We start from the raw sequence: 26,996 nt of genomic DNA, 5'->3' as shown, positions 1-26,996 counted from the left end.
GCCTGATTCGTTTTCAGGAGGACGCGGCGGCCACGGCCTCGGCGTAGAGCGCCGCGACGGTGTGGTCGAAGTAGGCGCCGTAGGAGGTGTCGTCGCTGTCGCCGCCCTGCTGGTAGCCGCCGATGACGCCGACCACGTGGCCGGTGGCGGTGGAGATCCAGGGCCCGCCGCTGGTCCCGCCCGGATAGTCGGGACAGTCGACGACACGCTGGAAGGCGCTCTGCCGGCCGGTGGTGTTGGTGCACAGCAGGGGCTCCTCGCCGGTGGCGGGGTAGCCGTAGAGACGGACGTCGGCGCCGAACGGCTCGTCGGTGCCGAGCGTATTGCCGCCGACCACGTCCTCGATCCGGCGTCCCGCGGCGTCGGGGGCGGTCTCCAGGACGGCGAAGTCCTCGTCCTGGTCGCCGCCGTGGGACCAGCCGGTGGTGGTGTGCACGGCGGTGACCCGCCAGGTGCCGTACGGGGCGCGGCCGTCCCGGTAGCCGGGGGCGAAGGTGACGCCGCTCGGGTCGTCGACGCAGTGGGCGGCGGTGAGCAGCAGGTTGCCGGTGGCGCTGTGCAGCACGCTGGCGGTGCAGAAGTGGTCGCCGGCGCGCACGGCGCCGCTGAACAGGGCACCGACGGTGGCCGCCTCGGGGGTGGCCCCGGCGGTGTCGGTGGTGCCCGGCGGACTGCTCGGTGTGGGGGTCGGGGTGGCGGTGGTGGCCGCGGTGACGGTGGGCGTCGGGGTGACGGTGGGTGTCGCCACCGGAGCCACCGGGGCCGCCTGGATCCGCGGAGCCGCCGGAGCCGCCGGAGCGGCGGCCGCCGCGGTCTCCGGGGAGGCCACGGCGGTGGCCCGGGGGGTCACGCTGTGGGTGCCGACGACGGCGGCCGCCAGGGTGAGCGCGGAGAGCGTCGCGGCGCCCACGGTAGGGGCCAGGAGGCGTCGTCGGGAGGTGCGGCGGCGGTGCTGGCCCATGCGTGGTCGACTCCTGCCCTGGTCGGCGGCGGTACGGGAACCGACTATGGCGCCCTGAGCTGGGAGGGTCGTGATGCGTCGCTGGGAACGCGATGAGAATTCAGCCGGTCGACGGCGCGCTCGCAGTGCGGCGGCCGGCGCGTCCGTCGGGTGCGGAGGCGCCGGCCGCCGGGCAGGTGTCATCGGGCCCGCTGTCGCTGGTGGGCCGGGGACTGCGCCGGGGACTGCGGGGCCCCCGCGACCTCGGGGGCCTCGGCAGCCCCGGTCGCTCCGGCGGCCTCGCCGGGTCCGGCGGCCTCCCCCGGCGCCGGCCGGTGGTTGATCATCAGGAACGCGATCAGCGCGGCGAGCAGCAGGATGCCCATCGCCACCCAGGTCGCCACCACGTAGCCGTGCACGGAGCCCTCGGCCCGGACCGCGGGGTTCGCGGCGCCGAGGCCCCGGGCGGCCAGCCAGCTCGCGGTGGCGCTGGCCGCGATGGTGTTCAGCAGGGCCGTGCCGAAGGAGCCGCCGACCTGCTGGGCCGAGTTGATGGTGGCCGAGGCCGCGCCCGCCTCGTGCGGGGAGACGCCCAGGGTGGCCAGGCTCATCGACGGCATGAAGACCAGGCCCATGCCGAAGCCCAGCAGCAGCTCGGCCGGCAGCACCATGCCGGCCCAGGGGCTGTCCACCCGCATCTGGGTCAGCCAGGCCATGCCGGAGGCGGCCAGCAGCAGCCCGGGGCCGATCAGGTTGCGGGACGGCACCCGGGTCATCAGCCGGGCCGCGAAGCCGGTCGAGCTGATGACGATGGCGGCGGTCATCGGCAGGAAGGAGACGCCGGACAGCACCGGCGAGAAGTGCTTGATCACCTGGAGGTAGTAGGTCAGGAACAGGAACAGGCCGAACATCCCGATCATCGCCAGGCCGATCGAGAGGGCGCCGCCGCCCCGGTTCCGGTTGGCGACGATGTGCGTCGGCAGCAGTGCGTGCGGCGTCCGCTTCTCGACCAGCACGAACACCGCCAGCAGCAGCACGCCGAACACCAGCGAGCCGAGCACCAGGGCGTCGCCCCAGCCCCGGGTGACCGCCTCGGACATGCCGAACACGATGGCCAGCAGACCGCCGCAGCCGAGCAGCGCGCCGGGCAGGTCGAGCCTGATCCGCGTGCCCTTGCCGATGTGGTCGCGGGTGAGCACCGAGTACGCCGCGAAGGCGGCCGCCACCGCGATCGGGGTGTTCACGAACAGGCACCAGCGCCAGTTCAGGTACTCGGTGAGCACACCGCCGAGCAGCAGGCCGATCGCGGCGCCGCCGCCGGCGATCGCGCCGAAGACGCCGAAGGCCGTGCTCCGCTCCCTGGGATCGGAGAAGGTCGTCGAGAGCAGCCCCAGTGCGGAGGGGGCAAGCAGCGCGCCGAAGGCGCCCTGCAGGGCGCGCGCCGCGAAGAGCATGGTCGGGCCGCTCGCGCTGCCGCCGATCGCGGAGGCGAGGGCGAAGCCGAGCAGGCCGATGATGAAGACGCGCTTGCGGCCGAAGAGGTCCCCGAGCCGGCCGCCGAGCAGCAGCAGACCGCCGAAGGCCAGCGTGTAGGCGGTGATCACCCATTGCCGGTCGGCGTCCGAGATGCCCAGGTCCTTCTGGGCCGACGGGAGGGCGATGTTCACGATGGTGATGTCCAGCACGATCATCAGCTGGGCGATGGCGATGACCGCCAACGCCCACCAGCGGCGGGAGTCCGCCGCCGTTCCGTGACCGGTGGTGGCTTGGGCTTGGGCAGACACTGGGGGAGCCTTTCCGGAGGGGTACGGAGAGGTCACGCAGTCGCCTTCCAGCCAAACGCGCGGGGCGTCGAATGGCAAGGAAAAACCTGGACAAATCAATGGAACCAGGACCAAATGACCAGGGGCCCGGGACCACGGTCCGGGGCCCCCGGGACCGGTTCGTCCCGGGGGCCCCGCCGTCGCGACCAGCCGGCTACAGCACCGAGAGCTCCGCGACCAGGTCGTCCAGACCCAGCGAGCCCTGCGACAGGGCCGCCATGTGCCAGGCCTTGAGGTCGAACACCTCGCCGCGCGCCTCGTGCGCCGCCCGGGCCGCCGCCCGGCCGCGCAGCCAGGCCCGCTCGCCCAGCTTGTAGCCGATCGCCTGCCCGGGCAGGCCCAGGTAGCGGACCAGCTCGCTGTCCAGGAAGTCGGCGGACAGCCCGCAGTACAGGCCGAAGAACTCCCGCGCGGCGTCCGGCGTGACCGACTCCCCCGCGCGGTACGGCGAGTCCGCCGGGAACTCCAGGCCGGCGTGCATGCCGATGTCCACGATCACCCGCAGCGCCCGCATCATCTGCGCGTTGAGGTAGCCCAGCCGGTGGCCGGGGTCGGTGAGGTAGCCGAGCTCGTCCATCAGGCGCTCGGCGTACAGCGCCCAGCCCTCCAGGTTGGCGCTCACCCCGCCGAGGCTCACCTGGTAGGTGGAGAGCCGGTCGGCGACGTAGTTCCACTGCGCGATCTGCAGGTGGTGGCCGGGGACGCCCTCGTGGTACCAGGTCGAGACCAGGTCCCACTCGGGGAACCGCTCGCGGCCCAGGACCGGCAGCCAGGTCCGGCCGGGGCGGCTGAAGTCCAGCGACGGGGCGGTGTAGTACGGCGCGGCGGCGCTGCCGGCCGGGGCGATCCGCGACTCGACCCGGGTGATCGGCTCGGCCAGGTCGAAGTGGATGCCCTGGAGGTCGGCGATCGCCGAGTCCATCAGGCCCTGGAGGAACTCACGGGCGGCCTCGACGCCGACCCGCGCGGGGCCGTCGCTCTCCAGCCACTTCATCGCCTCCATCGGTTCGGCGCCGGGCCGCACCTTCTCGGCCTCGGTGCGCATCTGGGCGAGCAGGTCGTGGAACTCCTGCCAGGCCCAGGCGTAGGCCTCGTCGAGGTCGAGGTCGGCACCGGTCCAGTAGCGCACCCAGCGGCCGTAGCGCTCGCGGCCGGCGGTGTCGGGGGCGTCGGCGGCGGCCGGCCCGTAGACGTCGCGCAGCCAGTCGCGCAGGGCGGCGAGCGCCTCGGCGGCGGCCACCGCGTGCCCGGCCAGTTCCCCGCGCAACGCCTCGGGGGCCTCCTGGACCAGTTCGCCGAACCAGCCGCCCGGGACCTCCCCGGCGAGCCATTCGCCGAGCTGGCCGGTCACCGTGGTGACCTGGCGGGGTCCGGAGAGCAGGCCGCGCTCGATGCCCTCGGCGAGGGTGGCGCGGTACTCGGTGAGCGCCTGGGGCACCCGGGCCAGGCGGCGGCCGAGGATCCGCCACTGCTCCTCGGTGTCGGTGGGCATCAGGGTGAAGACGTCGCGGACCAGGTGCACCGGGGAGCCCAGGTTGTGGACGGCCCGGTAGCGCTCGCCGGCGTCGTGGACGGCGAGTTCGGCGTCGAGCCGCTCGCGCAGCAGGCGTGCGCAGCGCCGCTCGGCCTCGTCCCGGGGGGTGCCGGCCGCCTCGGCCGCGTCGAGCGCCGCCTCGGCCTCGTCGAGCCGGGCCAGGGTGGCGCGGCCGAGGTCCGCGATCGCCTCGGCGCCGGCCGGCGAGAGGTCGGGAAGGCGGTCGTCCTCGGGGTTCAGGCCCAGGTACACCGCGGTCAGCGGGTCGAGCTCGGCGAGGTCCCGCACATAGGTGTCGGCGACACTGCGGGGTGTGGTGCCGTCGGAGCTGATCAGTTCAACCATCCGGACATCATTTCGTGACCCGCGCCGTTTGCAAGCCCCTTCGGCCTGGCATGGGCCGGCCAATTCGCGCCGGGGCCCGCCGGGTCAGCCGTGCGGGCGGCGCGGCCACCCGCGCCGCAGCGCCCGGCCCGGGTCCCAGAGGGGCCGTCCGTGCGCGAAGGGGAAGAAGGCGAGGCCGATCAGCGCGGCGGTGAAGTGCCCGAGGTCCGTGAAGGTGTGCGAGGCCACCAGCGGCACCAGGTAGAAGACCACCACCGCACCGCCGTACAGCCACCGCCAGCCGCCGGCGAACCGGTGGGTGAGCACCGCCACCACCCCGGCCAGCGCGTAGGAGACGCCGACGTCCACCGTCTCGGCCATGCTCCGCCGCAGGGTGCCCTGGACGATCCCCCAGGCCACCACCCCCTCGCTCACCAGGGTCGCCAGCACGTGCGAGGTCGCGGCCACCGTGAACCAGCGCGCGGTGCCCAGCCAGCGCTCGGCGTTGGCGTGGACCAGGGTGAACAGGACGGCGTAGAGCGGCCAGCTCGACGTCTCGGTCCACAGCGCGCTGGCGACCAGGGCGTGCACCGGGCGCGAGCGCAGGTGCTCCAGGTTGGTCGAGCGGGCGGCCAGGAACCAGTCCAGGGTGCGCTGGTCCATCCGCGCCACGACGAAGCTGGTGACCGCCAGCAGGAGCAGCCACAGGTACGTGCCGGGCGCCGAGCGGACCCACGCCAGGAGCGCGCGCGAGGCCCCGCGCAGCCGGCGCGCGCGGGGCGGCCGTTCCAGCGTCCGGGCCATCCGGCGGGCCTCCTCGGTGCGGTGGCGTGGTGTGTCCCATCCTCGGACGGCGCCCGGCGGGCCGCCTCCCGGAGCCGGCCCCGGGCGGGCCGCGGGGCGGCACAAACGCCCGTTCGGAAGATCGGTGCAGACCCGCCTCCCATCCGGCCCGGGGCCGTTACGCTGACCGCCATGGAAGCCAGCTCAGCGCCCGTCCCGCCGGACCCCGAACCGGCCGCCCGGCCACGGCGCGCCGGATACCGGCGCCTGCCGGTGCAGCAGCGGCGCGAGCAGCTGATCGCGGTGGCACTGGAGCTGTTCGCCCACCGGCCGCCCGAGGACGTCGGGCTGGACGACGTGGCGGAGGCCGCCGGAGCCTCCCGGCCGCTGGTCTACCGCTACTTCGCGGGCGGCAAGCAGCAGCTGTACGAGGCGGCGCTGCGCAGCGCCGCCGAGGAACTCACCGACCGCTTCATGGTGCCGCCGGCCGGGACCCCGACCCAGCAGCTGTCCGCCGTCCTGGAGCGCTACTTCTCCTTCGTCGCCGAGCACGACGCCGGCTACTCGGCGCTGCTGCGCGGCGGCTCGGTGGTGGAGACGGCCCGCACCTCGGCGATCGTGGACGACGTCCGGCGGGCGGCCCTGCGGCGGACGCTGCGCCACCTCGGGGTGCGGCAGGCCGGGCCGCGGCTGACGCTGCTGGTGCGCTCGTGGATCGCGGTGGTCGAGGGGGCCTCGCTCAGCTGGCTCGACGAGGGCCGGGCGCTGCCGGTGGACGAGCTGCGCGAGTGGCTGGTGGACCAGTTCGTGGCGATGGCGGCGGCGACGGCGCTGCACGACCCGCAGACCGCCGAGGTGCTGGCCGTGCTGCTGCTGCTCGAAGGCCCGGACTCGCCGCGGACCGCGCGGCTGCGGGCGGTCCTGGATACGGCGGCCGGGTAGCGCGGGTCCGGGCGCCGCGGCCCCGGCCCCCGCGCCGAGGGCCGGGACCACGGCCCGCACTACGCCTTGCCGAGGACCTGGCGCTGCCGGCCGAGGCCGTCGATCTCGATCTCGACGACGTCGCCGGGCGCGAGGTAGGGCGTGCCCGGGCGGCCGAGGGTGACCCCGGCCGGGGTGCCGGTGATGATCACGTCGCCCGGTTCCAGCACCATGAACTGGCTCGCGTAGCGGACCAGCTCCAGCACCGGGAAGATCATCCGCTCGGTGGAGCCGTCCTGGCGCTGCTCCCCGTTCACCCACAGCCGCAGCGACAGCCGCTGCGGGTCCGCCACCTCCTCGGCGGTGACCAGCCAGGGCCCGAGCGGGGTGAAGGTCTCCGCCGACTTGCCCTTGTCCCACTGGCCGCCGCGCTCGAACTGGAAGGCGCGCTCGGTGACGTCGTTGGCGATGGTGTAGCCGGCGATCACCCCCGCCGCCGCCGCGTGGTCCTCCAGGTAGCGGGCGGTGCGGCCGATCACCACGGCCAGTTCGGCCTCGTAGTCGGTCTTCTCGCCGCCGCGCGGCACCAGCACCTCGTCGTACGGGCCGACCACCGTCGAACTCGGCTTGAGGAAGATCACCGGCTCGTCCGGGATCGCCGCGCCCGCCTCGGCCGCGTGGTCCCGGTAGTTGAGGCCGATGCCGACCACCTTGCCGGGCCGGGCCACCGGCGGGCCGATCCGCTGCCCGGCAAGGTCGGCCACCGGCAGCCGCCCGGCCGCCACCCGTCCGGCCAGCTCGGCCAGGCCGGAACCGTCCAGCCCGGCGAGGAAGCCGCCGGTGATGTCCGCGGTCACCCCGGAGAGGTCGTACGCGGTGCCGTCCTGGGCCAGCGCGACCGGGCGCTCGGCGCCCGGCGGGCCGACACGGAGGAGCTTCATCCGATCCCCACCTCCTGATTCGTCGATCGCCGGGGCGGTGAGGGCCCGCGCCCGGCTGCTGCCTGCGAGGTATATCAACGGCCCGCCGCGGCGGGCCAGGCCGGCCCGGCCGGCGCCCCCGGGGGGCCGCGTCACGCCCGGGGCGAACAGGGGCGTGAACCGGCACCGCGCGGTACAGGATCCGCCCATGGAGATCACCCGCATACGCCCCGAACTGACCACCATCACGCTGGAGTTCGGCACCGCCCAGCTCTGGCGCGACGAGGACGGCACGCTCACCCTGGTCGACACCGGCATCGCCGGGCAGGCCGACGCGATCGAGGAGGCGATCCGCGCCGTCGGCGCCGAGCCGGCCGCGCTGCGCGCCATCGTGCTCACCCACTACCACGAGGACCACACCGGCTCGGCCGCCGAACTCGCCCGGCGGCTGGGCGCCGAGGTGGTCGCCCACCGGCTGGAGGCCCCGGTGGTCCGCGGCGAGCAGGAGCCGAAGCCGTTCGCGCTGAGCCCCTTCGAGCAGGAGCTGTGGGACGCGCTGCCGGCGCTGCCGCCCGCCCCGCCGTGCCGGGTGGACCGCGAGGTGGCGGACGGCGAGGTGCTGGCTTTCGGCGGCGGCGCCGTGGTGGTGCACGTGCCCGGCCACACCGACGGGTCGATCGCCCTGCACCTGCCGGGGCCGGGCGTGCTGTTCACCGGGGACCTCGCGGCCAACGTCGGGCACCGGACCACGCCCGGGGTCTTCAACACCGATCCGGCGCTGGCGCTGGAGTCCTTCCGCCGGCTGGCCGCGCTGGACGCCGGGACGGTGGTGTTCGGGCACGGCGAGCCGATCGTCGAGGGCGGCTCAGCCGCTCTGCGCCGGGCCGTCGAGCAGTTGGGCGAGCACTAGCGGCCGGTCCTGTTCCGGCGCGGCGGCGGCGCTCTCCCGCTCCCAGCGCTCCAGGTCGCGCCCGACGTCCTCGCGGGCCCGCGGGTGGCCGTCCAGCACCGGCAACAGCTCGCGCAGCAGCGCGACGGCCGCCCGCGGCCGCCCGGAGCGGGCCAGCCACAGCGCCAGGTCGTGGCAGGTCCGCAGGGTCCGCGGGTCGGCCGGCCCGAAGGCCCGGGCGAACTGCGGTATCAGCGCGACCAGCTGCTCGACGGCCCGCTCGGGCGAGCCGGCCGCGCCGCGCCGCCAGGCGTCGTCGGCCTTCTGCCGCAGCGCCTCCGGGTCGGTGCCGACCTTGACGTCGCGCAGCCGGCGGCGGACCTCGGCGGCGTCGGCGGGCCGGTCCGCCGGGTCCTTGGCGAGCAGCTGGAGGATCAGCCGGTCCAGCGCGGGGTCGGGTGTACCGGGGGCCGGCGGCTGCTCGTTGAGGTGCTTGAACATCATGGTCACCGGCGTATTGGCGCTGAACGGGCGACGGCCGGTGCACAGCTGGTAGAGCAGCACGCCGAGCGCGTACAGGTCGGCCCGGCCGTCGATGTCCTCGCCGGACCAGCACTCGGGCGCCAGGTACGCCGGGGTGCCGATGACCACGCCGGTGGAGGTGAGCCCGCCGCCCTGCTGGGTGAGCAGGCGGGCTATGCCGAAGTCCAGCACCTTGGCCTCACCGGTGTCGGTGATCATGATGTTCTCGGGCTTGATGTCCCGGTGCACCACGCCGCTGCGGTGCGCGGAGTCCAGTGCCTTGCAGACCTGCCGCATCCAGCGCAGGGCGGCCGAGGAGTCCGGCCGGGCCCCGCCGGCCAGCAGCGCGGAGAGCGGCCGGCCCCGGACCAGCTCCATCACCAGGTAGTGGGTCGAGCGCGCGCCGTCCTGCACCCGTCCGTAGTCGTACAGGATGACGATGTGCGGATGGGAGAGGCCGCCGACGGTCCTCGCCTCGCGGATGAACCGGCCGACCGCCTCCTCGTCGCCGGCCTTCTCCTCGGAGAGCACCTTGACCGCGACCGCGCGCCCGATGGTCTCGTCGTGGGCGGCCCAGACCACACCGAACCCGCCGTGGCCGAGCTCGCGCTCCAGCCGGTAGCGGCCGCCCACGACATCGCCCGCCTTCATGCCTTCCCCCACAAGTCCGCCGGAACCGAGCCCCGTTCAACCTGACCGGGTCAGGGTAGCGGCGGCCGACGGCGTTCGGGTGAACGACCCCGGGCCCGGACCGGGCCCGGACCGGGCCCGGAGCCAGGGTTACGTCTTCGGCAGGCCGACCGGGTTGATCTCGGAGGTCGGCACGGCCTCGGCGTCCAGGCCCCAGCGCTTCAGCACCTGGGCGTAGGTGCCGTTCTTGATCACCTCGTTGAGCGCCCCGTTCAGTGCCTTGACCAGGCCGTTGTCCTTCTTGGTGGTGGCCCCGATCTTGCCGAGCACGTCGGCTCCGCCGCCCGAGTAGGTGCCGATCACCTCGGTGTCACCGCTCTGCACGGCGTGGAAGGCCGCCATCGGGTTGGGGCCGACGTACATGTCGATCCGGCCGGAGGCGAGTGCCAGGTAGTAGTCCGAGGCGTTCTGGAAGTACTTGATGTCGGCCGGCTTGAGGCCGTTGCGCACGTTCTCCTCGTTCCAGGCGACGAGCAGCTTCTCCTGGTTGGTGCCGGAGCTGACGGCGACGGTCCGCCCGGCGATGTCCTTGGGGCCGGCGACCTTCCAGCCGCTGCCCATCTTCGCCTCGAAGCCGAGGATGTCCAGGCGGTAGGTGGCGAAGTCGTACTTCTCCTTGCGGGCCTCGGTGACGGTGATGTTGGAGACGCCGACGTCGTACTTGCCGCTGTCCAGGCCGACGAAGATGTTCTCCCAGGAGACCGGGTTGAACTCGATGTCGAGGCCGAGCACATTGCCGATCAGCGAGGCGATGTCCGGGTCGACGCCGATGACCGTCTTGTCGTCGTCGGCGTAGAAGTCCAGCGGCGGCGTGGTGCCGAGCGAGTCGGCCACGGTCAGTTTTCCGCGCTTTCTGATCTCCTCCGGGACCAGCGCCGCGAGGGCGTCCACCTTGGGCGTGGTCACCCGGTTCTGCTTCGCCGTCAGGTTCACCGTGGTGCCGTTCGGCGCGGTGCTGCCCTTGGCCGGGGCGGCGAGGTCGGCCGACGCGTCCGAGGAACTGCCGCAGGCGGCCAGGGTGAGGGCGGCGGCGAGCGCGGCGGCGGCGGTCACGAGGGCGCGACGGGGTAGAGACATGGCGGGGCTCCTGCCGGTGAGGGGGGTTCGGTGGGTCAGAGGACCTTGGCCAGGAAGGCCTTGGTCCGGTCGTGCCGCGGCTCGTCGAGGACCGCCTGCGGCGGGCCCTGCTCGACCACGACACCGCCGTCCATGAAGACCACGGTGTCGGCGACCTCGCGGGCGAAGCCGATCTCATGGGTCACCACGATCATCGTGGTGCCGCTGCGGGCGAGGTCCTTGACGACGTCCAGCACCTCGCCGACCAGCTCCGGGTCCAGCGCCGAGGTCGGCTCGTCGAACAGCAGCACCTTCGGGTCCAGCGCCAGCGCCCGGGCGATCGCCACCCGCTGCTGCTGGCCGCCGGAGAGCTGGCGCGGGTAGGCGGCCGCCTTCTCGGCCAGGCCGACCCGTTCGAGCAGCTCCAGCGCGCGGGCCCGGGCCTCGGCCTTCGGCCGGCCGAGGGCGCTGACCGGCGCCTCGGTGAGGTTCTCCAGCACGGTCAGGTGCGGGAAGAGGTTGAAGTTCTGGAACACGAAGCCGATGCCGGTCCGCTGCCGCAGGACCTCGCGCTCCTTGAGCTCGTGCAGCTTGTCCCCGGTGCGCCGGTAGCCGATCAGCTCGCCGTCGATCGCCACGAAGCCGCGGTCCACCTTCTCCAGGTGGTTGATCGAGCGCAGCAGGGTGGACTTTCCGGAGCCGGACGGCCCCAGCACCACGGTCACCGAGCCGGCCGGCACGTCGAGGTCGACGCCGCGCAGCACCGCGTTCGCCCCGAAGCTCTTCCACAGACCGCGGACCTGGACCATCGGCGGCGCCGCCGGCTCGGCCTCTTCGGCGGCGGGGTCCTTGGCGACGGTGGTCACGAGCGTCCTCCGGTGGCGGGGGCGGTGGCGGTGCGGGCGCGCAGGCCCCGGACGAACGCCCGGGCCCGCTGGAGCGGGGTGGGCGGCGGGGTGCGGTCGGCGCCACGGGCGAAGTAGCGCTCGACGTAGTACTGGCCGATCGACAGCACGGTGGTGAGCAGCACGTACCAGACGGTGGCGACCATCAGCATCGGCACCACCCGGCCGGTGCGGCCGTACACCACCTGCACCTGGTAGAAGAGCTCGCCGATGGCCATCACGTAGACCACCGAGGTGCCCTTGAACAGCGAGATCACCTCGTTCGCGGCGGCCGGCAGGATGCCGCGCATGGCCTGCGGCAGGACGATCCGCCAGGCCTGCCGCAGCCGCGGCACGCCGAGCGCGGCGGCGGCCTCGCGCTGGCCGGGGTCGACGGCGATCACGCCGCCGCGGATGATCTCGGCGGCGAACGCGGCCTGGTGCAGCCCGAGGCCGAGCACCGCCGCGCCGAGCGCGCCCAGCACGCCGACCGTCTCGAAGTCCCCGAAGGTCGGGCCGAACGGGATGCCGAAGCCGAACCGCTTGTAGAGGTAGGAGAGGTTGAACCAGAAGACCAGCTGGACGATCAGCGGGATCGAGCGGAACACCCAGACGTAGGCCCAGGCGACGGACTGCAGGACCACGCTGCGGGAGAGCCGCATCGCGGCGACGACGGCGCCCAGCAGGAAGCCCAGCACGGTGCCGTAGGCGGTGAGCTCCACGGTCCGGCCGACCGCCTGCAGGATGGTGTCGGCGGAGAAGAACAGCCGGAAGGTCGCCCAGTCCCAGGCGGGGTTGGTGGCCAGGCCGTGGGCGAACTGGGCCAGCACGACGAGGGTGGCGACGCCGGCCGCCCAGCGCCAGGGGTGCCGGGCGCGGACGGTGGTCAGCCCGGTCAGCTCGGCGAGGTCGAGCGGGGCGGTCGTGCCGGCGCCGGCGGCCTTGCCGGCTCCGGGTCTGCCGCCGGGTTTCGCGAGCGCTTCGGTGGTGGTGGTACTCATGGGGGACTCCTCCCAACGGGCCCTGGACAGGGGGTCACGCGTGCTCGGGCGGGCTGATCAGCGATTCCTTGACGGCCGAGTCCGTCACCCCCCACTTCTTGAGGATCCGCTCGTACGTCCCGTCCTTGATCAGCTCGTTGACGGCCGCCTGGAACGCGGCGGTGAGCGGGGAGCCCTTCTTGAACGCGAAGCCGACGTCGAGGCGGTGGAACTCGCCGAGGAACCGGGTGCCCGAGGCCTCCTGGGAGGCCTGGTAGCGCAGGCCGTTGATGGTGGACATCTCGATGTCCACCCGGCCCTGCTGGAGGCTGGTCAGGAGGGCGCCGTTGTCGCTGAACGCCTTGACCTCGTAGGGCTGCTTGCCGGCGTCCGTGCAGACGCTCTTCTTCGCGTTGAGCGTGGTCTCGAAGGTGGTGCCGGCGCTGGTGCCGACGGTCAGCCCGCAGAGCTGGACGAGGTCGGTGACCGGCTGGATCGAGGTGTTGTCCTTCTTGACCGCGAAGCCCTGGCCGTCGTCGATGTAGGTGACGAAGTCGATCGTCTTCAGCCGGGCCGTGGTGACGCCGAAGTTGCCGGTGCCGACGTCGTACTTGCCGCTGCCGAGCGCGGGCAGGATGGTCTCGAACGCCGCGTCCTCGCGCTGCACGCTCAGACCGAGCAGCTTGGCCACCGCGTCGGCGAAGTCGACGTCCAGGCCGGCGGCCTTCTTGCTCGCCTGGTCGGCGTAGAAGGAGGACGGCGGGGCGCCGATCGAGCTGCCGAACTTCACCGTTCCGGCGGCCCGGATGTCGGCGGGCAGCAGCGCGGCGGCGGTGTCCGACTTCTTCAGGCCGGAGACGACGTCCTCCGCGGCGGCGGAGACGGCCGGCTGCCCGGCACCCGCCGCCGCCGGCTTCGGGTCCGAGCCGCACGCGGCCAGCGCCAGGACCGGGAGCACGGCGGCGGTCGCGAGCAGGCGGCGGCGGACGGTGGTGGTTCTCACGGGTACGGGTGCCTTTCGGGGTGTGCGGGATGTGCGGGGTGCGCCGGGTCAGCGCAGGTGCTTCTCGAACGGCAGCGGGCCGATCGTCAGAGGGTCGGCGGCGACGTCGAACAGCGGGGTGTAGCCGTTGGCCAGGTAGAGCCCCCGGGCCTCGGGCTGGAGCGGGCCGGTGGTGAGGTAGATCCGCCGGTAGCCGGCCGCGGCGGCGGCCCGCTCCAGCTCGGCCAGCACCCGGGTGGCCAGGCCCCGGCGGCGGTGCGCCGAGTGCGTCCACATCCGCTTCAGCTCGGCCGTGCGCGGGTCGTAGCGCCGGTACGCGCCGCCGGCCACCGGCTCGCCGCCCTCCAGCAGGAGCAGCAGGACGCCGTGCGGCTCGGCCCACTCCTCCACCGGGTAGCGGGTCATCTCCTCGTACGCCCCGGGGCCGTAGCGGCGGACGTACTCCTCGGTCAGCTCGCGCACCAGCGGCTCGGCGAGCGGGTCGTCGATGCGCACCCGGCGCACCTCGACGTCGAGGGCCGGGCCGCCGGGCAGGGCCGTCACGCCTGGGCCGCGATCAGCTGGTGCCGGTCGCGCTCGCTCTGCTCGGCGCGGTCGGCCTCGGCGGCGGCCGCCTTGGCCGCGTCCCGCTTGGCGACCTCCTCGCGCACGATCGGGATCACGTACCGGCCGAAGTCGATCGCGTCGTCCACCAGGTGGTAGCCGCGGGCGGAGAGGATGTCCACGCCCAGGTCGTAGTAGTCGAGCAGCGCCTGGGCGACCGTCTCCGGGGTGCCGACCAGGGCGTTGGAGTTGCCCGCGCCGCCGGTGGCCGCGGCGGTCGGCGTCCACAGCGCGCGGTCGTAGCGCTCGCCCGCCTCGGCGATCTCCAGCAGCCGCTGCGAGCCGGCGTTCTCGGGGGCCTCCCCGGCCGGGCGTCCCCGGCGGATCAGCTCGCCGCCCTCCCGGCGGGCCCGGATCGCGTCCACCGTCCGGTGCGCCTTCTCCCAGGCCAGTTCCTCGGTCGGGGCGATGATCGGCCGGAACGCCACCTGGATCCGCGGCGCGTCCTCGCGCCCGGCGGCCCGCGCCGCCTCCTTCACCCGCTCGATCTGCTCGGCGGTGCGCGCCAGCGGCTCGCCCCACAGGCCGTAGACGTCCGCCTCGGCGCCGCCGGCCGCGTACGCCGCCGCCGAGGAGCCGCCGAAGGAGACGCCCGGCCGCGGCTGCTGCACCGGGAAGACGTCGGCGACGAAGTCCTTGAAGCGGTAGTGGACGCCCTCGTGGTCGAAGGGCTCGCGGCTGGTCCAGGCCTTCTTGACGATCCCGATGTACTCCCGGGTCCGCTCGTACCGCTCGTCCTTGGTGAGGAAGTCGCCCTCGCGCTGCTGCTCGTGGTCGTTGCCGCCGGTGATGAAGTGGACGGTGAGCCGGCCCTCGCTGATGTGGTCCAGGGTGGCGAAGGTCTTGGCGGCGAAGGTCGGGTACGAGACGTTCGGGCGGTGGGCGAGCAGGATCTGCAGCGTGTCGAGGCGGGAGGCGAGGAACGCGGCGGCGGGGGCCGGGTCGGGGGCGCCGGAGCCGTAGGCGAACAGCACCCGGTCCCAGCCGTTGTCCTCGTGGGCGCGGGCCAGCCGCAGGGTGTAGTCGCGGTCGAACGCGGCCGTGGTGCGAGCGGTGGTCTCGGTACCGTCGGCGGTGGCGGCGATGCCGAGGAATTCGACGGGCATGGTGGCGGAACCTTTCGGGTCGTGCGCAGTCCGGTGGGCTGCGGGTGGGCAGACCGGATCGGGGCCCGGCGGCTTGGCGGGCCGTGGTGCGGTGGAGGCGGCGGGCACGTGACGGCCCGGGCGCGGAACGGGGTACAGCCGGAGCGCAACGCGGTGAGGAGGAGAAGGGGGCGGCGGCAGCGCGCGATTGACGAACCGTCAGGAGACGACGGCTCTCCCGGCCCGGGACGGGGCACCGAGGGAGGTCCCTGCGAGGGAGGAACAGGCCGGACGAACGGCCCGCTGCCGGGTCAGCCGCGACACGCCGCGGACCACACCCGACCGAAGTCGATGTGGTCGCGGGTGACCAGTGGCTGCTCGGCGTACATGGCCTCAAGTTGAGCAGCGAACCGCGCACGGCGTCAACCGTCCACCATTACCGCTCTGTTGCGATCTCCTGTCGCCCCGCGAAGCCTCCCCGGCCCCGCTCGGAGGCGGGGTCCCCACCCTTGACACCCGCCTCTCGCTCACGCGTACGATCCAAGCGGAGTGCAACGCATCGCCGGCCGTGTTGAGGGACGCGGGCCGGCCGCAACGGCCGTACGTGACCACGCCGTACCCCGCCCGCGCGCCCGCGCGCGTCTCCGCCCTCCCGCCTGGAGCCTGAACATGGCCACCCCGTCGGACGTCCTGCCCGCCCGCGCCCTCACCGAGCCCACCACCCCGCCGCCCGCGACCGTCCTCGACGCCGCGGCCGCCACCGCCCGGATCGTCCCCCGCCGCCGCCCCGGCCAGTGGGTCGCCGCCGCCGTCGCCCTGCTGCTCTTCGCGATGGTCGTCAACTCACTCGCCCGCAACCGCGCGTTCCAGTGGGACGTGGTGGCCGACTGGTTCACCGCCGCCTCGGTCATGAACGGCCTCACCCTGACCCTCTGGCTGACCGCCGTCACCCTCGGCCTCGGCTTCCTGCTCGGCACCGTCCTCGCCACCATGCGGCTGTCCGGCAACCCGGTGCTGCGCACGCTGAGCTGGGTCTACATCTGGATCTTCCGCTCCACCCCGGCCCTGGTGCAGCTGCTGCTCTTCTTCAACATCGGCGCCCTCTACCCGACGCTCGGCCTCGGCATCCCGTTCGGCCCGGAGTTCCTCACCGTCCGCACCGTCAACCTGTTCGGCCCGACCCTCACCGCCGTCGTCGGCCTGACCCTGCTGGAGGCCGCGTACGCCGCCGAGGTGGTGCGCGGCGGCATCCTCGCCGTCGACCGGGGCCAGCTGGAGGCCGCCTCCGCGCTCGGCATCGGCCGGTGGCGGGTGCTGCGCCGGATCGTCGTGCCGCAGGCGATGCGCTCGATCGTGCCCACCGCGGGCAACATGCTGATCAGCGCGCTCAAGGGGACCAGCATCATCAGCGTGCTGGCCGTCTCGGACCTGCTCTACTCGGTGCAGCTGGTCTATCTGCAGTCCTACCAGGTCATCCCGATGCTGATGGTCGCCACCATCTGGTACATCGTGATCACCACGGTACTGTCGATCGGCCAGTACTACGTCGAACGGCACTACGCGAAGGGCGCCACCCGCGAGGGGCTGCCGCCCACGCCGCTGCAGAAGGCCCGCGCCGGGTACCGCCGGCTGCGCGCCGCCGCCTCGGCCGACCTGCCCGGGGAGGCCGGCCGATGAGCGCCGTCCTGGTCATCGTCGGCGCCGGGCCGCGCGGCACCGGCGTCCTGGAGCGGCTCGCCGCCAACGCGCCCGAACTGCTGCCCGCCGACCGCCCGTTGCACATCCACCTGGTCGACCCGCACCCGCCCGGCGGAGGCCGGATCTGGCGCCACGAGCAGTCCCCCCTGCTGCGGATGAACTCGATGGCCGAGGACGTCACGATGTTCACCGACGAGCGCTCCACCATCGACGGCCCGGTCCGCCCCGGCCCCTCGCTCGCCGAGTGGGCCGCCGACCCCCGGGCCTTCGCCCCCCACCGGGAGATCACCGACCCGGCCGTCCGGGCCGAGCTGCGCACCCTCGCGCCCACCGACTTCCCCACCCGCCGGGCCCAGAGCGCCTACCTGGACTGGGTGTTCCGGCGCGCCGTCGCCGACCTGCCGCCGCACGTCACGGTCACCGTGCACCGGGACACCGCGCACCGCGTCGAGGGCCCGGCCGACGGGCCGCAGCACGTCCACCTCACCGACCGGGTGCTCACCGCCGACCACGTCGTACTCACCCTCGGCCACCTCGACTCCGCCCCCGACCCCCGCTACGCCGCCGACACCGCCTTCGCCACCCGGCACGGCCGCTTCCACCTGCCGCCCGCCTACTCCGCCGACGCGGCCGGCGACCTCGACCGGATCGCCCCCGGCGAGCACACCGTGCTGCGCGGCTTCGGTCTCGCGTTCGTCGACCTCGTCTCCCTGCTCACCGAGGGCCGCGGCGGCCGCTTCGAGCCGGACGGCGCCGACGGCCTGGTCTACCGCCCCTCCGGCCGCGAACCCGTCCTGCACGTCGGCTCCCGGCGCGGCGTCCCCTACCACTCCAAGACCGACTACCGCCTGCAGGGACCGCCCGCACCGCTCCCCCGCTACTTCGACGCCGCCGCCGTCGACGCCCTGCTGGACCGGCCCGGCCCACTCGAACTGCGGCGCGACGCCTGGCCGTTGATGGCCAAGGACATCGGCTTCGGCCACTACCACGAACTGTTCCACGCCCACCCGGAGCGCACCGCCCTGCCCTGGGCCGAGTTCCTGGCCGGCTACGACGCCCACCCCTGGGCGTCCCCCGGGCTGCGCGCCCTGGTCGAACGGGCCGTCCCCGACCCGGCCGACCGGCTCGACCTCGAACGCCTGGACTTCCCGCTCGCCGGCCTCGAACTCGGCTCCGCCGAGGAACTCCAGCGGTACCTGCGCCGCTACATCACCGAGGACGCCGACCGCCGCGCCGACCCCGCCCACAGCGCCGACCTCGGCGCCTTCCTCGCCCTGCTCTCGCTCTTCGGCCAGCTGCCCCGGCTGCTCGGCTCCGGCCGGCTCACCGCCCGCTCGGTGGCCGAGGAGATCGACGAGTGGTTCTTCGGCTACTTCAGCTACCTGGCCTCCGGCCCGCCCGGCTTCCGGCTGCGCCAGCTGCTCGCGCTCTCCGAGGCCGGGGTGGTCCGCTTCCTCGGCGCCGGCGTCCGGGTCGAGCGGGACGAGGCCACCGGCACCTGGCGGGCCTCCGGCGCCACCGTGCCCGGCCACACCGTCACCGCCACCGCGCTGGTCGAGGCGTACCTGCCCAAGCACGCGCTGGCCCGCACCCGCGACGCGCTGCTGCGCGACCTGCACCGCACCGGGCGGATCACCGAGGAGGTCGTCGCCGACCCCGAGTACAGCCACCGCTCCGGCCTGCTCACCATCCGCCCCGGGGACAGCCGCGTCCTCGACCCGGCCCTCGACCCCGCCGTCGACGGCGGCGCGCACCCGCGCCGCACCGCGCTCGGCCCGCACACCAGCCTGCGCGCGGCCGCGGCCTTCGCCCGCCCGCGCACCGACTCGCCCGGCTTCCGGCAGAACGACGCGGCGGTCCGGGCCCTGCTGCGCGCGCTCGCCCGGGCAGACTCGGCGGTGCCGGTGTAGGGCGCCGGGGTTTGACGCGCCCCACCGCGTCACGGGCCGTAGATCTCCGCCACCAGGTCCTCGGCCGTGACGTGGTCCGGCGCGGAGAGCACCCAGTCGCCGACCCGCTTGATCCCGGTGCCGCGCTCCAGCGCGGTCAGGCAGGCGTCGGCCTCCTGGTCCGAGGCGAAGTCCCAGGCCAGCAGGCGGCGGACGAGCAGCAGCGCCTCACCCGGGTGCATCCGCGGCTGCCGCCCCGGCCGCGCCCGCCCGGCCGGGGCCGCCGCCAGCCGCCGCTGGTAGCCGGCGAGGTCCTGCCAGGCCTGGACGGTGGCCGGGTGCTGCTCCCCGAGCGCGCGGGCGAGCTCCGGCAGCAGGGTGCGCAGCTGGAGCACCGCGCCGTCGAGGTCGCCCCGGTTGGCCGTGTACACCGCCAGGTCGTGCCGCGCCTTGAGCACCCGCGGGTCGTGGCCGCCCCAGGCGGCCTGCAGGTCCGGCAGCAGCTGGGCGAGCCGACGCAGCGCGGTGACCGTCTCGCCGCTCTCGCCGATGCACCACACCAGGTGGTACCGGGCGGCGAGGGTGTCCGGGTCGCCCTGGCCGAGGGCGAGCCGCATGTCCTCGGTCACCGTGGAGAGCAACCGGATCGCGCCGTCGAGGTCGCCGGCCCGGCTGAGGAACCAGGTGAAGTCGCGCCAGGCGACGAGGGTCTCGCGGTCGGCGGCGCCGAGCGCGGCCACGGCCTCCTGGGCCACCGCCTGGAGCTGGACGGCGGACTCGCCGGCCGTCGGCGCCCGGAAGGCGGCGTTGCGGCGCTCGCGCAGCGCGGCCCGGACGTCCTCCGCCCGGCCCGCCGCCCGGTCCTCCACGCGGTCCTCCGCCCGGCCCGCCGCCCCTCCTCGCCCCGCCGTCCGCCGCTCCTCCAGATCCGCCAGCTCCGCCAGCCGCCGCTCCACCGTGCGGGCGTCCGTCGGTCGCCCCTCCGGGTCCTTCGCCAGCAGCTCCGCGACCAGCCCCGCCAGTTCCGCCGGCAGCCCGAACGGCGCCGGGTCCAGCGCCGGAGGCGGCTCGTTGAGGTGCTGGTACATCAGCACCGGCGTCGAGTCCCCGCTGAACGGCCGTGCCCCGGTGCAGAGTTCGACCAGCACGCAGCCGAACGCGTAGAGGTCCGCCCGGCCGTCCACCCGGCCCCCGGTCCAGCGCTCCGGTGCCATGTACGCCGGACTGCCGATGACCGTGCCGGTGGTGGTCAGCCCGCCCGTCCCGATGTCCAGCTGCGCGATGCCGAAGTCCAGCACCTTCACCGCCCCGGCCTCGGTGACCATGATGTTCTCGGGCTTGATGTCCCGGTGCACCATCCCCGCGTCGTGCGCGGCGGCCAGCGCGGAGCAGATCTGCCGCCCCCAGCGCAGGCTCCGCACCGGGTCCACCGGTCCGTCCCGCAGCACGGCGGTCAGGGTGCGGCCGATGAGCAGTTCCATCACCAGGTACGTCACCGTCCGGCCGCCGAGCTCGCCCTCACCGAGGTCGTGCACGGTGACGATGTGCGGGTGGGAGAGGTTCCCGGCCGCGCAGGCCTCCCGGACGAACCGCAGCGCGGCCTTCTGCTGGTCCTCGCCGCGGTGGTTGATGACCTTGACCGCCACCGGCCGCCGCATCCGGGTGTCGAAGGCCCGCCACACCACGCCGAACCCGCCCTGGCCCAGCCGCTCGACCAGCTGGTACCGCCCGTCGAGCACGTCGCCGACCATCACCCGCCACCCCCGGACCTGTCGAAGCACCTGCACTCTATCCGCGCCGCCGTCCCGGCCGCCCTCCCCCTTTCCCGCCCCTGCCGCCCCCGGCCGCCGGGTGCGAGGATGAGTCAGGCGCCGTGACGAGACGGCGGCCCGACGCACAGCCGAGGAGCGCAGTCATGGCCAAGCAGGCCCCGCAGAGCGACCCGGCGCAGGACGCCCCCCGGGTGTCGGCGCCCCAGCACGCGGCCGCCGGGCTGCCCGCCGTCGGCCACACCCTGCGGATGGCCACCGAGCAGATGGGCGCCCGTCGCACCCTCAGCACCCTGCGGAAGATCAACCAGCCCGACGGCTTCGACTGCCCCGGCTGCGCCTGGCCGGAGCCCGGGAAGACCCACACCGCCGAGTTCTGCGAGAACGGCGCCAAGGCCGTCGCCGAGGAGGCCACCGAGCGCCGGATCCGCGCCGAGTTCTTCGCCGCCCACCCGGTCGCCGAGCTGGCCGAGCGCTCCGGCTACTGGCTCGGCCAGCAGGGCCGGCTGACCCGGCCGATGTTCCTCGACGAGGGCGCCACCCACTACACGCCGATCTCCTGGGACGACGCCTTCGCGCTGATCGCCGAGGAGCTGCGCGCCCTGGACACCCCGGACGGCGCCGCGTTCTACACCTCCGGCCGGACCAGCAACGAGGCCGCGTTCGCCTACCAGCTGTTCGCCCGCCGGCTCGGCACCAACAACCTGCCGGACTGCTCCAACATGTGCCACGAGTCCTCCGGCTCCGCGCTCACCGAGACTCTTGGCGTCGGCAAGGGCAGCGTCAGCCTCAAGGACCTCTACCAGGCCGATCTGATCATCGTGGCGGGCCAGAACCCGGGCACCAACCACCCCCGGATGCTCTCCGCCCTGGAGCGGGCCAAGCGCGCCGGCGCGACCATCGTCAGCGTCAACCCGCTGCCCGAGGCCGGGCTGGAGCGCTTCAAGAACCCGCAGCAGGCGCGCGGCCTGGTCGGCCACGGCACCAAGCTGACCGACCTCTTCCTGCAGATCCGGCTCGGCGGCGACCTCGCCCTGTTCCGCGCCCTCAACCAGCTGCTGCTGGAGCAGGACGCCGTCGACCACGCCTTCGTCGAGGAGCACTGCCACGGCTTCGAGGAGTTCGCCGCCGAGGCCGCGTCGACCTCCCGCGAGGAGGTGCTCGCCGCCACCGGCCTGCCCTGGGCGCACATCGAGGAGCTCGCCCGGCTCGTCCTCGCCTCCGAGAAGGTCATCGTCTGCTGGGCGATGGGCCTCACCCAGCACAAGCACGCCGTGCCGACCATCCGCGAGGTCGTCAACTTCCTGCTGCTGCGCGGCAACGTGGGCCGCCCGGGCGCGGGCGTCTGCCCGGTGCGCGGACACAGCAACGTCCAGGGCGACCGGACGATGGGCATCTTCGAACGCCCCACCACCGCCTTCCTGGACGCCCTCGGCCGCGAGTTCTCCTTCGAACCGCCGCGCGAGCACGGCCTGGACTCCGTCGACACCATCCGCGCGATGCGCGACGGCCGGATAGGCGTCTTCTTCGCGATGGGCGGCAACTTCGTCGCCGCCACCCCGGACACCGAGGTCACCGAGGCCGCGATGCGCCGCTGCCGGCTCACCGTGCACGTCTCCACCAAGCTCAACCGCTCCCACGTGATCACCGGCGCCCGTACCCTGATCCTCCCCACCCTCGGCCGCACCGACCGGGACGTCACCGCCGGCGGCGCCCAGTTCGTCAGCGTCGAGGACTCGATGGGCCAGGTCCACTCCTCGCGCGGCGGCCTGCGCCCGCCGGCCCCCGGCCTGCTCTCCGAGACCGCCATCGTCTGCCGGCTCGCCCGCGCCGTCCTCGGCCCGCAGGACACCGTGCCGTGGGAGGACTTCGCCGCCGACTACGACACCCTGCGCGACCGGATCGCCCGGGTCGTCCCCGGCTTCGAGGACTACAACGACAAGGTCCGCCGCCCCGGCGGCTTCACCCTCCCGCACGGCCCGCGCGACTCCCGCACCTTCCCCACCGCGAACGGGAAGGCCAACTTCACGGTCAACCCGCTGACGGCGCCGGAGGTCCCGGAGGGCCGCCTGCTGTTGCAGACGCTGCGCTCGCACGACCAGTACAACACCACCATCTACGGCCTGGACGACCGCTACCGCGGCATCAAGGGCGGGCGCCGGGTCGTCCTGGTCGACCCGGCGGACGCCATCGAGCTGGGGCTCTCCGACGGCCAGTACGTCGACCTGGTCAGCGAGTGGAAGGACGGTGTCGAGCGCCGGGCTCCCCACTTCCGCGTCGTCTACTACCCGGTCGCCCGGGGCGGCGCCGCGGCGTACTACCCCGAGACCAACGTCCTGGTCCCGCTGGACTCCACCGCCGACATCAGCAACACCCCCACCTCCAAGGCCGTCGTCATCCGCTTCGAGCCCGACACCGGCGCCGATGCCTGATGTCCCTGGAGTAGGAAGTCGCCTCCGCCGACTTCCTACTCCAGGGGCATCACCGCCGGCCCGGGCGCTTGGTGTCGCCCATCACCACTCCGTTCACGCGCCGTGCTGAGCCCACCATTCCGTGAAGGGAATCGAGTGCGCCATCGCGGTGTCGCGGTACGCCCTGAACTCGTCGAGCCGTGCGGGGGCGAGGAAGTCGGCGCCGAGGTACTTGCCGTTGCCGTCGTAGTTCATCGCGGCCACGGTCTCGTCGTCGAAGAGCCAGAAATCCGGCGCCTGCGGGACGGGGTTCTGCTGGTCGGTGGTGTCCAGGATGAAGAACTCCTCGCCGGCCGCCGTGTTGCGGTGGTACCCCCACGCGAGTTCGAACCGGAGGTAGTCGGTGAGCGGGCGGGAGAGGACGTGAACCCGGTACATGCGCTTCCCCGAACGGGTGGCCTCGGCCACCGTCCCGACCCAGCCGGCGGTCCGGTAGTCCTCCGGCTGCTCCTCCCCTGCGAGGAACGCGTGATAGGCGTCCACCCCACCGGACTGGCTGTAGTCGTCCAGCGTCTCCAGCCGGAATGCCGTCCGTTCGAACGCTGCGAACCAGTCCCCCAGGGTCCTAGATGAGGTTGTCACGGACGGCCTTTCGGATGAGTTCGACAGGAATTTCGACCAGGGTCTCGTGGGCCGGGATCCGAAGACCGTGCTCGGTGATGCGACCGCCCTGAACGGCGAGGGTGCCCTGATCCGTCAGGTACAGCGTCGGGCAGTCGCCGTCGTCGCAGGAACCCACAAGCCGCGTCAGCTCCACTGCCGCCTCCTCGGTGGCTCGGTGTCACGACAATGCTCCCGAGAGGGGATGGACGTGGGCAAGGCCCTCACGTTTCCAACACTGGAAACCACCCTGACTGCGAAGCGGCGGCCCCTCGCTCGGCACCGAGCGAGGGGCCGCGAGAGCTACTCCCAGTAGTCGAACTCACCGGCTTTTATGGAGTCGAGAAGGCCAGTGAAGGCAACGAGCGGCGGGCGGACTATGACGCCAGGGTCTTCGGACTCACGCACTTCAATCAGCCCACCTGCTGTGCGAACCTCGATGCAGTCATTGTTGGCGCCTGAGTAGCTGGACTTCTGCCAGGTGTGGCTAGGCATGCCTTCCGGTTTCCTTCTTGATCGACTGGATGAGGTCGCGGGACTCCCCCTCGGAGAGGGAGTTCGACTCCATCTGCACGAGGACGGCCCGGAACTTTGCCACGTGGGCCGGGGCATCGAACATCTGACAGCCGAGACCCGTGTCGATCTGTACGGTGTCCAGCTCAGGGATCGGCCCTTCGGCATAGGTGAAGTTCTCGCTGGGGCTTGGCAGGCCGTCCACGGCGAACGGGACAACCCGAACAGAGATTGCCGACCTCTCGGAGCTCTCGACGAGTGCGTCAAGTTGGTCGGTGAAGACCTTTGCTCCGCTGAACCGCATCCTCAGGGCCGCCTCATGGATGTATGCGGTGTACGGGACGGCGCCGGAACGGACCACTTGCTGTCGCCGCATGCGAAAGGCCGTTCGCAGGTCGACCTCGTGGTGCGGCAATGGCGGGATGGAGTTGCCGAACACAGCGGATGCATAGGCGTCAGTCTGAAGCAGCCCGGGAACAAAGGTCACGGTGTAGGTCACGAGCCGCTTCGCGTGGCCTTCGAGTTCGGCGTTCTCCAGAAAGTCCGTCGCCAAGGCGTCTCGGTACTCCTCCCACCAACCGGGCCTGCCACGCTCAGTGATGATCTCCGCGAGAGCGTCGATCAGTGGTTCATTGACGCACATGCACGTCGCGGCGATCGTGCGCAGGCGCTCGACACTGATGCCGGTCCGGCCCGCTTCCATCTGCGTGATCTGAGCCGGGGTGGCACCGATCGCACGGGCGAGCTGGCTACCTCCGAAGCCCGCCTGCTCCCGCATTCTCCGCAGCTCAACTCCCAGTCGACGCTGACGGAGGGTGGGATTCGATCGAAGGGCCATGACGTCCTCTCTGCGAGCGTGGGATCAGTCTGCCGCGCGGACGCCATGCGGGGCCATTCGGGGTGAGCGCCACGTAAGGGGGAACTTCCGCCAGCTCGCCACAAATTTGTGGCGAGCTGCGCTATGGTCAATGCCACAACGATCCGACGGATCGTCAGTAACGCCTGTTTCCTGGGGCAGTAGGCGCATGCTGCCCATTTCGCACCGCAGAGCAGCCAGGTCCGGGCTGGCCTCGTTCACGGTGACGCATCCGTTGGCGCTTTCCTCCCCTTCTTGCCTCTTCCCCTGGAGGTCTCTCTCATGCGTGCCCTCAACCCGCCCGACTGCACCACCGTCCGCGCCGAACTCCGTGCCCTCCTCCACACCGCCGGCTGGCCGCCGGACACCATCTCCGACGCCGAACTCGCCTTCCAGGAGCTCTTCGTCAACGCCTGGCAGCACGGCCGCTCCCCCGCCCCCGGCGTCCTGGTCTCCCTCCTGTCGAGCACCTTGCGCGTGGCGGTCTGCGACAACTGCCCCCTCCTCCCCGAACCCCCCACGCCCACCGACCCCTACGCGACCTCCGGACGCGGCCTCCACCTCATCCGCGCCCTCACCCACCGCTTCGGCGCCCACCCCACCAAGACCGGCAAGGTCACCTGGTTCGAGCTGGACGCCGCCGCGTGAACCTCCCCCTCACCCCGCACGACCCCTACCTCCGCACCTACACCGAGCCCGAGATCGCCTCCCTCCTCCACGAACTCCACGAGCGCGGCGAGCCCTTCGGCATCCGGTGGAGCTCCGCCACCGTCGACGGCACCACCGTCCACCTCGGCGACACCACCCTCGCCACCTTCCTCAACCTCCTCGAACTCCTCCGCCGAGCGAGCCCGAAGTGACCGACTTCCTCATCGGCGCCGCCTTCACCACCCTCCTCGCCCTCGCCCTCACCACCGTGATCACCGGCGTCATCACCGCCCTCAAGGTCGGCCCGCCCCCACCGCCCATCACCCGCCACGGCCGCTGGGAACTCCGCACCCTCCCCGACGGCACCCCCGAATACACCTGGATCGCCCGCCAGGCCCGCCACTTCAGCCCCGAAACCAACCCCGACAACCACCGCCGCGCGCCCTGATGCCTCCTCCGGAGTGGAAAGTCGGCCCCACCGACTTCCCGCTCCACCCCCTCGACCAAGGAGTCCCGGCTTCTCCTTCGGGCGGCCCCCTTGCGAGGAGCAAGGGGGCCGCCCGCCAATCTCGCGCAGCTCCCACCGTGCGGGGCCAGGAGTAGGAAGTCGGCCTCGCCGACTTCCTACTCCGCATCCGCCGCCGGCCCCTTGCACGGAGCAAGGAGCCGGCGGAAACCGTGCTCAGTTTGGCTGCGCTGTCCCAACCACCACGCACAGGAAGTCGGTCCCACCGACTTCCCAGCGCGCGCAAAGGTGACAGACCAGACCCGCCCCACGCCTCCGGAACAGGGGGGACCCGTCGATGTCGGCGGGCCTCAGGCAGCCAGATGGCAGCCCTCGGAGTGGGAAGTCGGCCTCATCGACTTCCCACTCCGCCTCGCTCTGGTGGGGAACGGTTTGCTGTCGGCGGCGATCGCTCGGGCCGAACGATCGCCGCCGAGGTCTTCGCGCATGGCGGTGGAGGTGGAGGTTGAAGGCGCGGAGTGGGAAGTCGGCCCCATCGACTTCCCACTCCGCTTCCACCAGCGACCCCTTGCACGGATCAAAGGGCCGCCCGATGCCATGCTCGGGTTGGCTGTGCGGTCCCTGCCGTCAGGAGCAGGAAGTCGAAGGGGCCGACTTCCTGCTCCAAGCACCCATCCGTCTACGACAGCCGCAACGTGTGGCCGCCGGTCCCCACTCGGATTGAGCGAGTACCGGCCGGAGCAGGTGTGGTGGTCAAGGGACGGACTCTGCAGGTGGAGTGAGAAGTCAGAATGGCCGACTTCCCACTCCACACCGAGCATTCCGCAGCCAAGACATGCAGCGGCGAGGCGCAGCCGAAGCCGCCAGAGCGAGCGCCAGGAGTGGGAAGTCGGCCCCGTCGACTTCCCACTCCACCTCGTCCTCGTGGAGAACGGTTGCTGCCAGCGGCGATCGCTCGGGCCGAACGATCGCCGCCGAGGTCTTCGCGCATGGCGTGGCGATGGAGGTTGAAGGCGCGGCGTGGGGGGGGGGGCCCCCCCCCCGGCCCCCCCCCCCCCCCCCCCCCCCCCACCCCGGGGCCCCGCGGGGGGGGGGGGGGGTTAAAAAAAAAACCCGCGCACCGCCAGGG

25 protein-coding genes are annotated in these 26,996 nt (G+C 73.1%); 8 read left to right on the top strand and 17 right to left on the bottom strand.

Annotated elements, in window-relative coordinates; all coding sequences use genetic code 11:
• Positions 1 to 13 precede the first annotated feature (13 nt).
• The 4 genes from ACFU9E_RS25910 to ACFU9E_RS25895 form a co-directional block, all read right to left on the bottom strand.
• On the bottom strand, positions 14 to 961 hold the full coding sequence (locus ACFU9E_RS25910; RefSeq protein WP_380684802.1) for a trypsin-like serine peptidase: 948 nt from the start codon (positions 959 to 961) through the stop codon (positions 14 to 16).
• A 179-nt stretch (positions 962 to 1,140) separates the two neighbouring features.
• Positions 1,141 to 2,724, bottom strand: coding sequence for an MFS transporter (locus ACFU9E_RS25905; protein ID WP_380690237.1), 1,584 nt, complete (start codon positions 2,722 to 2,724; stop codon positions 1,141 to 1,143).
• A gap of 193 nt (positions 2,725 to 2,917) precedes the next feature.
• Positions 2,918 to 4,642: a DUF885 domain-containing protein gene (locus ACFU9E_RS25900; protein WP_380689902.1), complete on the bottom strand. Its 1,725-nt coding sequence runs from the start codon at positions 4,640 to 4,642 to the stop codon at positions 2,918 to 2,920.
• A gap of 84 nt (positions 4,643 to 4,726) precedes the next feature.
• On the bottom strand, positions 4,727 to 5,425 hold the full coding sequence (locus tag ACFU9E_RS25895; RefSeq protein WP_380689900.1) for a rhomboid-like protein: 699 nt from the start codon (positions 5,423 to 5,425) through the stop codon (positions 4,727 to 4,729).
• A 171-nt stretch (positions 5,426 to 5,596) separates the two neighbouring features.
• Here ACFU9E_RS25895 and ACFU9E_RS25890 point away from each other — a divergent pair, with 171 nt between their 5' ends.
• Positions 5,597 to 6,346 (top strand): TetR/AcrR family transcriptional regulator, encoded by a 750-nt coding sequence (locus tag ACFU9E_RS25890; protein WP_380684361.1) that lies wholly within the window; start codon positions 5,597 to 5,599, stop codon positions 6,344 to 6,346.
• A 59-nt stretch (positions 6,347 to 6,405) separates the two neighbouring features.
• On the opposite strand, the gene ACFU9E_RS25885 is transcribed toward ACFU9E_RS25890, so the two are convergent.
• Positions 6,406 to 7,266: a fumarylacetoacetate hydrolase family protein gene (locus ACFU9E_RS25885; RefSeq protein WP_380684360.1), complete on the bottom strand. Its 861-nt coding sequence runs from the start codon at positions 7,264 to 7,266 to the stop codon at positions 6,406 to 6,408.
• Positions 7,267 to 7,453: 187 nt separating this feature from the next.
• On the opposite strand from ACFU9E_RS25885, the gene ACFU9E_RS25880 reads away from it, so the two are divergent.
• Positions 7,454 to 8,155 carry an MBL fold metallo-hydrolase gene (locus tag ACFU9E_RS25880; protein WP_380684359.1) on the top strand — a complete coding sequence of 234 codons (702 nt, stop codon included), beginning with the start codon at positions 7,454 to 7,456 and terminating at the stop codon, positions 8,153 to 8,155.
• Here ACFU9E_RS25880 and ACFU9E_RS25875 read toward each other — a convergent pair.
• The 7 genes from ACFU9E_RS25875 to ACFU9E_RS25845 all read right to left on the bottom strand — a co-directional run bounded on the left by ACFU9E_RS25875 (position 8,111) and on the right by ACFU9E_RS25845 (position 14,978).
• Positions 8,111 to 9,307 carry a protein kinase gene (locus ACFU9E_RS25875; protein WP_380684358.1) on the bottom strand — a complete coding sequence of 399 codons (1,197 nt, stop codon included), beginning with the start codon at positions 9,305 to 9,307 and terminating at the stop codon, positions 8,111 to 8,113. The two genes, ACFU9E_RS25880 and ACFU9E_RS25875, sit on opposite strands and share 45 nt — an antisense overlap.
• Positions 9,308 to 9,436: 129 nt before the next feature.
• Positions 9,437 to 10,423 carry an ABC transporter substrate-binding protein gene (locus ACFU9E_RS25870; RefSeq protein ID WP_380684357.1) on the bottom strand — a complete coding sequence of 329 codons (987 nt, stop codon included), beginning with the start codon at positions 10,421 to 10,423 and terminating at the stop codon, positions 9,437 to 9,439.
• Positions 10,424 to 10,458: 35 nt separating this feature from the next.
• Positions 10,459 to 11,211: an amino acid ABC transporter ATP-binding protein gene (locus ACFU9E_RS25865; protein ID WP_380684362.1), complete on the bottom strand. Its 753-nt coding sequence runs from the start codon at positions 11,209 to 11,211 to the stop codon at positions 10,459 to 10,461.
• A gap of 53 nt (positions 11,212 to 11,264) precedes the next feature.
• A complete protein-coding gene (locus ACFU9E_RS25860) occupies positions 11,265 to 12,287 on the bottom strand; it encodes an amino acid ABC transporter permease (RefSeq protein WP_380684356.1) in 1,023 nt (340 codons plus the stop codon).
• Between the two features lie 34 nt (positions 12,288 to 12,321).
• The gene (locus ACFU9E_RS25855) at positions 12,322 to 13,269 is read right to left on the bottom strand and encodes an ABC transporter substrate-binding protein (RefSeq protein ID WP_380684355.1); all 948 of its coding nucleotides are present in this window, start codon (positions 13,267 to 13,269) and stop codon (positions 12,322 to 12,324) included.
• A gap of 48 nt (positions 13,270 to 13,317) precedes the next feature.
• Complete coding sequence (locus tag ACFU9E_RS25850) at positions 13,318 to 13,812, bottom strand: GNAT family N-acetyltransferase (protein WP_380684354.1); 495 nt, start codon at positions 13,810 to 13,812, stop codon at positions 13,318 to 13,320.
• Positions 13,809 to 14,978: an LLM class flavin-dependent oxidoreductase gene (locus ACFU9E_RS25845; protein WP_355371254.1), complete on the bottom strand. Its 1,170-nt coding sequence runs from the start codon at positions 14,976 to 14,978 to the stop codon at positions 13,809 to 13,811. Before ACFU9E_RS25845 ends, ACFU9E_RS25850 begins: the two co-directional genes overlap by 4 nt.
• Before the next feature lie 648 nt (positions 14,979 to 15,626).
• On the opposite strand from ACFU9E_RS25845, the gene ACFU9E_RS25840 reads away from it, so the two are divergent.
• Together ACFU9E_RS25840 and ACFU9E_RS25835 are read left to right on the top strand one after the other, a co-directional pair.
• Positions 15,627 to 16,634 carry an amino acid ABC transporter permease gene (locus ACFU9E_RS25840; protein WP_380684353.1) on the top strand — a complete coding sequence of 336 codons (1,008 nt, stop codon included), beginning with the start codon at positions 15,627 to 15,629 and terminating at the stop codon, positions 16,632 to 16,634.
• Positions 16,631 to 18,565, top strand: coding sequence for an FAD/NAD(P)-binding protein (locus tag ACFU9E_RS25835; protein ID WP_380684352.1), 1,935 nt, complete (start codon positions 16,631 to 16,633; stop codon positions 18,563 to 18,565). Before ACFU9E_RS25840 ends, ACFU9E_RS25835 begins: the two co-directional genes overlap by 4 nt.
• A 29-nt stretch (positions 18,566 to 18,594) precedes the next feature.
• Here ACFU9E_RS25835 and ACFU9E_RS25830 read toward each other — a convergent pair whose 3' ends face one another.
• Positions 18,595 to 20,325 carry a protein kinase gene (locus ACFU9E_RS25830; protein WP_380715381.1) on the bottom strand — a complete coding sequence of 577 codons (1,731 nt, stop codon included), beginning with the start codon at positions 20,323 to 20,325 and terminating at the stop codon, positions 18,595 to 18,597.
• A 134-nt stretch (positions 20,326 to 20,459) separates the two neighbouring features.
• On the opposite strand from ACFU9E_RS25830, the gene ACFU9E_RS25825 reads away from it, so the two are divergent.
• On the top strand, positions 20,460 to 22,745 hold the full coding sequence (locus tag ACFU9E_RS25825; protein ID WP_380688606.1) for an FdhF/YdeP family oxidoreductase: 2,286 nt from the start codon (positions 20,460 to 20,462) through the stop codon (positions 22,743 to 22,745).
• 93 nt (positions 22,746 to 22,838) lie between these two features.
• On the opposite strand, the gene ACFU9E_RS25820 is transcribed toward ACFU9E_RS25825, so the two are convergent.
• From ACFU9E_RS25820 to ACFU9E_RS25805, 4 genes are all read right to left on the bottom strand, one after another.
• Positions 22,839 to 23,366, bottom strand: a complete 528-nt coding sequence (locus ACFU9E_RS25820; RefSeq protein WP_380688608.1) for a DUF6879 family protein — start codon at positions 23,364 to 23,366, stop codon at positions 22,839 to 22,841.
• Positions 23,350 to 23,541 (bottom strand): hypothetical protein, encoded by a 192-nt coding sequence (locus ACFU9E_RS25815; protein WP_380688610.1) that lies wholly within the window; start codon positions 23,539 to 23,541, stop codon positions 23,350 to 23,352. The genes ACFU9E_RS25820 and ACFU9E_RS25815 overlap by 17 nt, the downstream gene beginning before the upstream one ends.
• A 146-nt stretch (positions 23,542 to 23,687) precedes the next feature.
• Entirely contained in the window at positions 23,688 to 23,879 is a 192-nt protein-coding gene (locus tag ACFU9E_RS25810; protein WP_380690216.1) for a DUF397 domain-containing protein, read from the bottom strand.
• A complete protein-coding gene (locus tag ACFU9E_RS25805; RefSeq protein WP_380690218.1) occupies positions 23,872 to 24,735 on the bottom strand; it encodes a helix-turn-helix domain-containing protein in 864 nt (287 codons plus the stop codon). The genes ACFU9E_RS25810 and ACFU9E_RS25805 overlap by 8 nt, the downstream gene beginning before the upstream one ends.
• A 300-nt stretch (positions 24,736 to 25,035) precedes the next feature.
• Between ACFU9E_RS25805 and ACFU9E_RS25800 the strand changes: the two genes are divergently transcribed.
• Genes ACFU9E_RS25800 through ACFU9E_RS25790 form a run of 3 tightly spaced genes read left to right on the top strand, consistent with a single transcriptional unit; the run spans position 25,036 to position 25,849 of the window.
• Positions 25,036 to 25,401 carry an ATP-binding protein gene (locus ACFU9E_RS25800; protein ID WP_380690220.1) on the top strand — a complete coding sequence of 122 codons (366 nt, stop codon included), beginning with the start codon at positions 25,036 to 25,038 and terminating at the stop codon, positions 25,399 to 25,401.
• Positions 25,398 to 25,613, top strand: a complete 216-nt coding sequence (locus ACFU9E_RS25795; RefSeq protein WP_380715379.1) for a hypothetical protein — start codon at positions 25,398 to 25,400, stop codon at positions 25,611 to 25,613. The genes ACFU9E_RS25800 and ACFU9E_RS25795 overlap by 4 nt, the downstream gene beginning before the upstream one ends.
• The gene (locus ACFU9E_RS25790; protein ID WP_380715377.1) at positions 25,610 to 25,849 is read left to right on the top strand and encodes a hypothetical protein; all 240 of its coding nucleotides are present in this window, start codon (positions 25,610 to 25,612) and stop codon (positions 25,847 to 25,849) included. The genes ACFU9E_RS25795 and ACFU9E_RS25790 overlap by 4 nt, the downstream gene beginning before the upstream one ends.
• Positions 25,850 to 26,996 lie beyond the last annotated feature (1,147 nt).

It is taken from the genome of Kitasatospora sp. NPDC057595 (assembly GCF_042800875.1).
Taxonomy (GTDB): domain Bacteria; phylum Actinomycetota; class Actinomycetes; order Streptomycetales; family Streptomycetaceae; genus Kitasatospora.
Note: the sequence above shows the minus strand (reverse complement) of the source record. Positions and strands in the feature narration are given on the sequence as shown.

Coding starts and splice junctions, on each gene's coding strand:
- ACFU9E_RS25910 (WP_380684802.1), bottom strand. CDS start 961: ATGGGCCAGCACCGCCGCCGCACCTCCCGACGACGCCTCCTGGCCCCT.
- ACFU9E_RS25900 (WP_380689902.1), bottom strand. CDS start 4,642: ATGGTTGAACTGATCAGCTCCGACGGCACCACACCCCGCAGTGTCGCC.
- ACFU9E_RS25895 (WP_380689900.1), bottom strand. CDS start 5,425: ATGGCCCGGACGCTGGAACGGCCGCCCCGCGCGCGCCGGCTGCGCGGG.
- ACFU9E_RS25890 (WP_380684361.1), top strand. CDS start 5,597: ATGGAAGCCAGCTCAGCGCCCGTCCCGCCGGACCCCGAACCGGCCGCC.
- ACFU9E_RS25885 (WP_380684360.1), bottom strand. CDS start 7,266: ATGAAGCTCCTCCGTGTCGGCCCGCCGGGCGCCGAGCGCCCGGTCGCG.
- ACFU9E_RS25880 (WP_380684359.1), top strand. CDS start 7,454: ATGGAGATCACCCGCATACGCCCCGAACTGACCACCATCACGCTGGAG.
- ACFU9E_RS25875 (WP_380684358.1), bottom strand. CDS start 9,307: ATGAAGGCGGGCGATGTCGTGGGCGGCCGCTACCGGCTGGAGCGCGAG.
- ACFU9E_RS25870 (WP_380684357.1), bottom strand. CDS start 10,423: ATGTCTCTACCCCGTCGCGCCCTCGTGACCGCCGCCGCCGCGCTCGCC.
- ACFU9E_RS25865 (WP_380684362.1), bottom strand. CDS start 11,211: ATGGTCCAGGTCCGCGGTCTGTGGAAGAGCTTCGGGGCGAACGCGGTG.
- ACFU9E_RS25860 (WP_380684356.1), bottom strand. CDS start 12,287: ATGAGTACCACCACCACCGAAGCGCTCGCGAAACCCGGCGGCAGACCC.
- ACFU9E_RS25845 (WP_355371254.1), bottom strand. CDS start 14,978: ATGCCCGTCGAATTCCTCGGCATCGCCGCCACCGCCGACGGTACCGAG.
- ACFU9E_RS25840 (WP_380684353.1), top strand. CDS start 15,627: ATGGCCACCCCGTCGGACGTCCTGCCCGCCCGCGCCCTCACCGAGCCC.
- ACFU9E_RS25835 (WP_380684352.1), top strand. CDS start 16,631: ATGAGCGCCGTCCTGGTCATCGTCGGCGCCGGGCCGCGCGGCACCGGC.
- ACFU9E_RS25825 (WP_380688606.1), top strand. CDS start 20,460: ATGGCCAAGCAGGCCCCGCAGAGCGACCCGGCGCAGGACGCCCCCCGG.
- ACFU9E_RS25810 (WP_380690216.1), bottom strand. CDS start 23,879: ATGCCTAGCCACACCTGGCAGAAGTCCAGCTACTCAGGCGCCAACAAT.
- ACFU9E_RS25805 (WP_380690218.1), bottom strand. CDS start 24,735: ATGGCCCTTCGATCGAATCCCACCCTCCGTCAGCGTCGACTGGGAGTT.
- ACFU9E_RS25800 (WP_380690220.1), top strand. CDS start 25,036: ATGCGTGCCCTCAACCCGCCCGACTGCACCACCGTCCGCGCCGAACTC.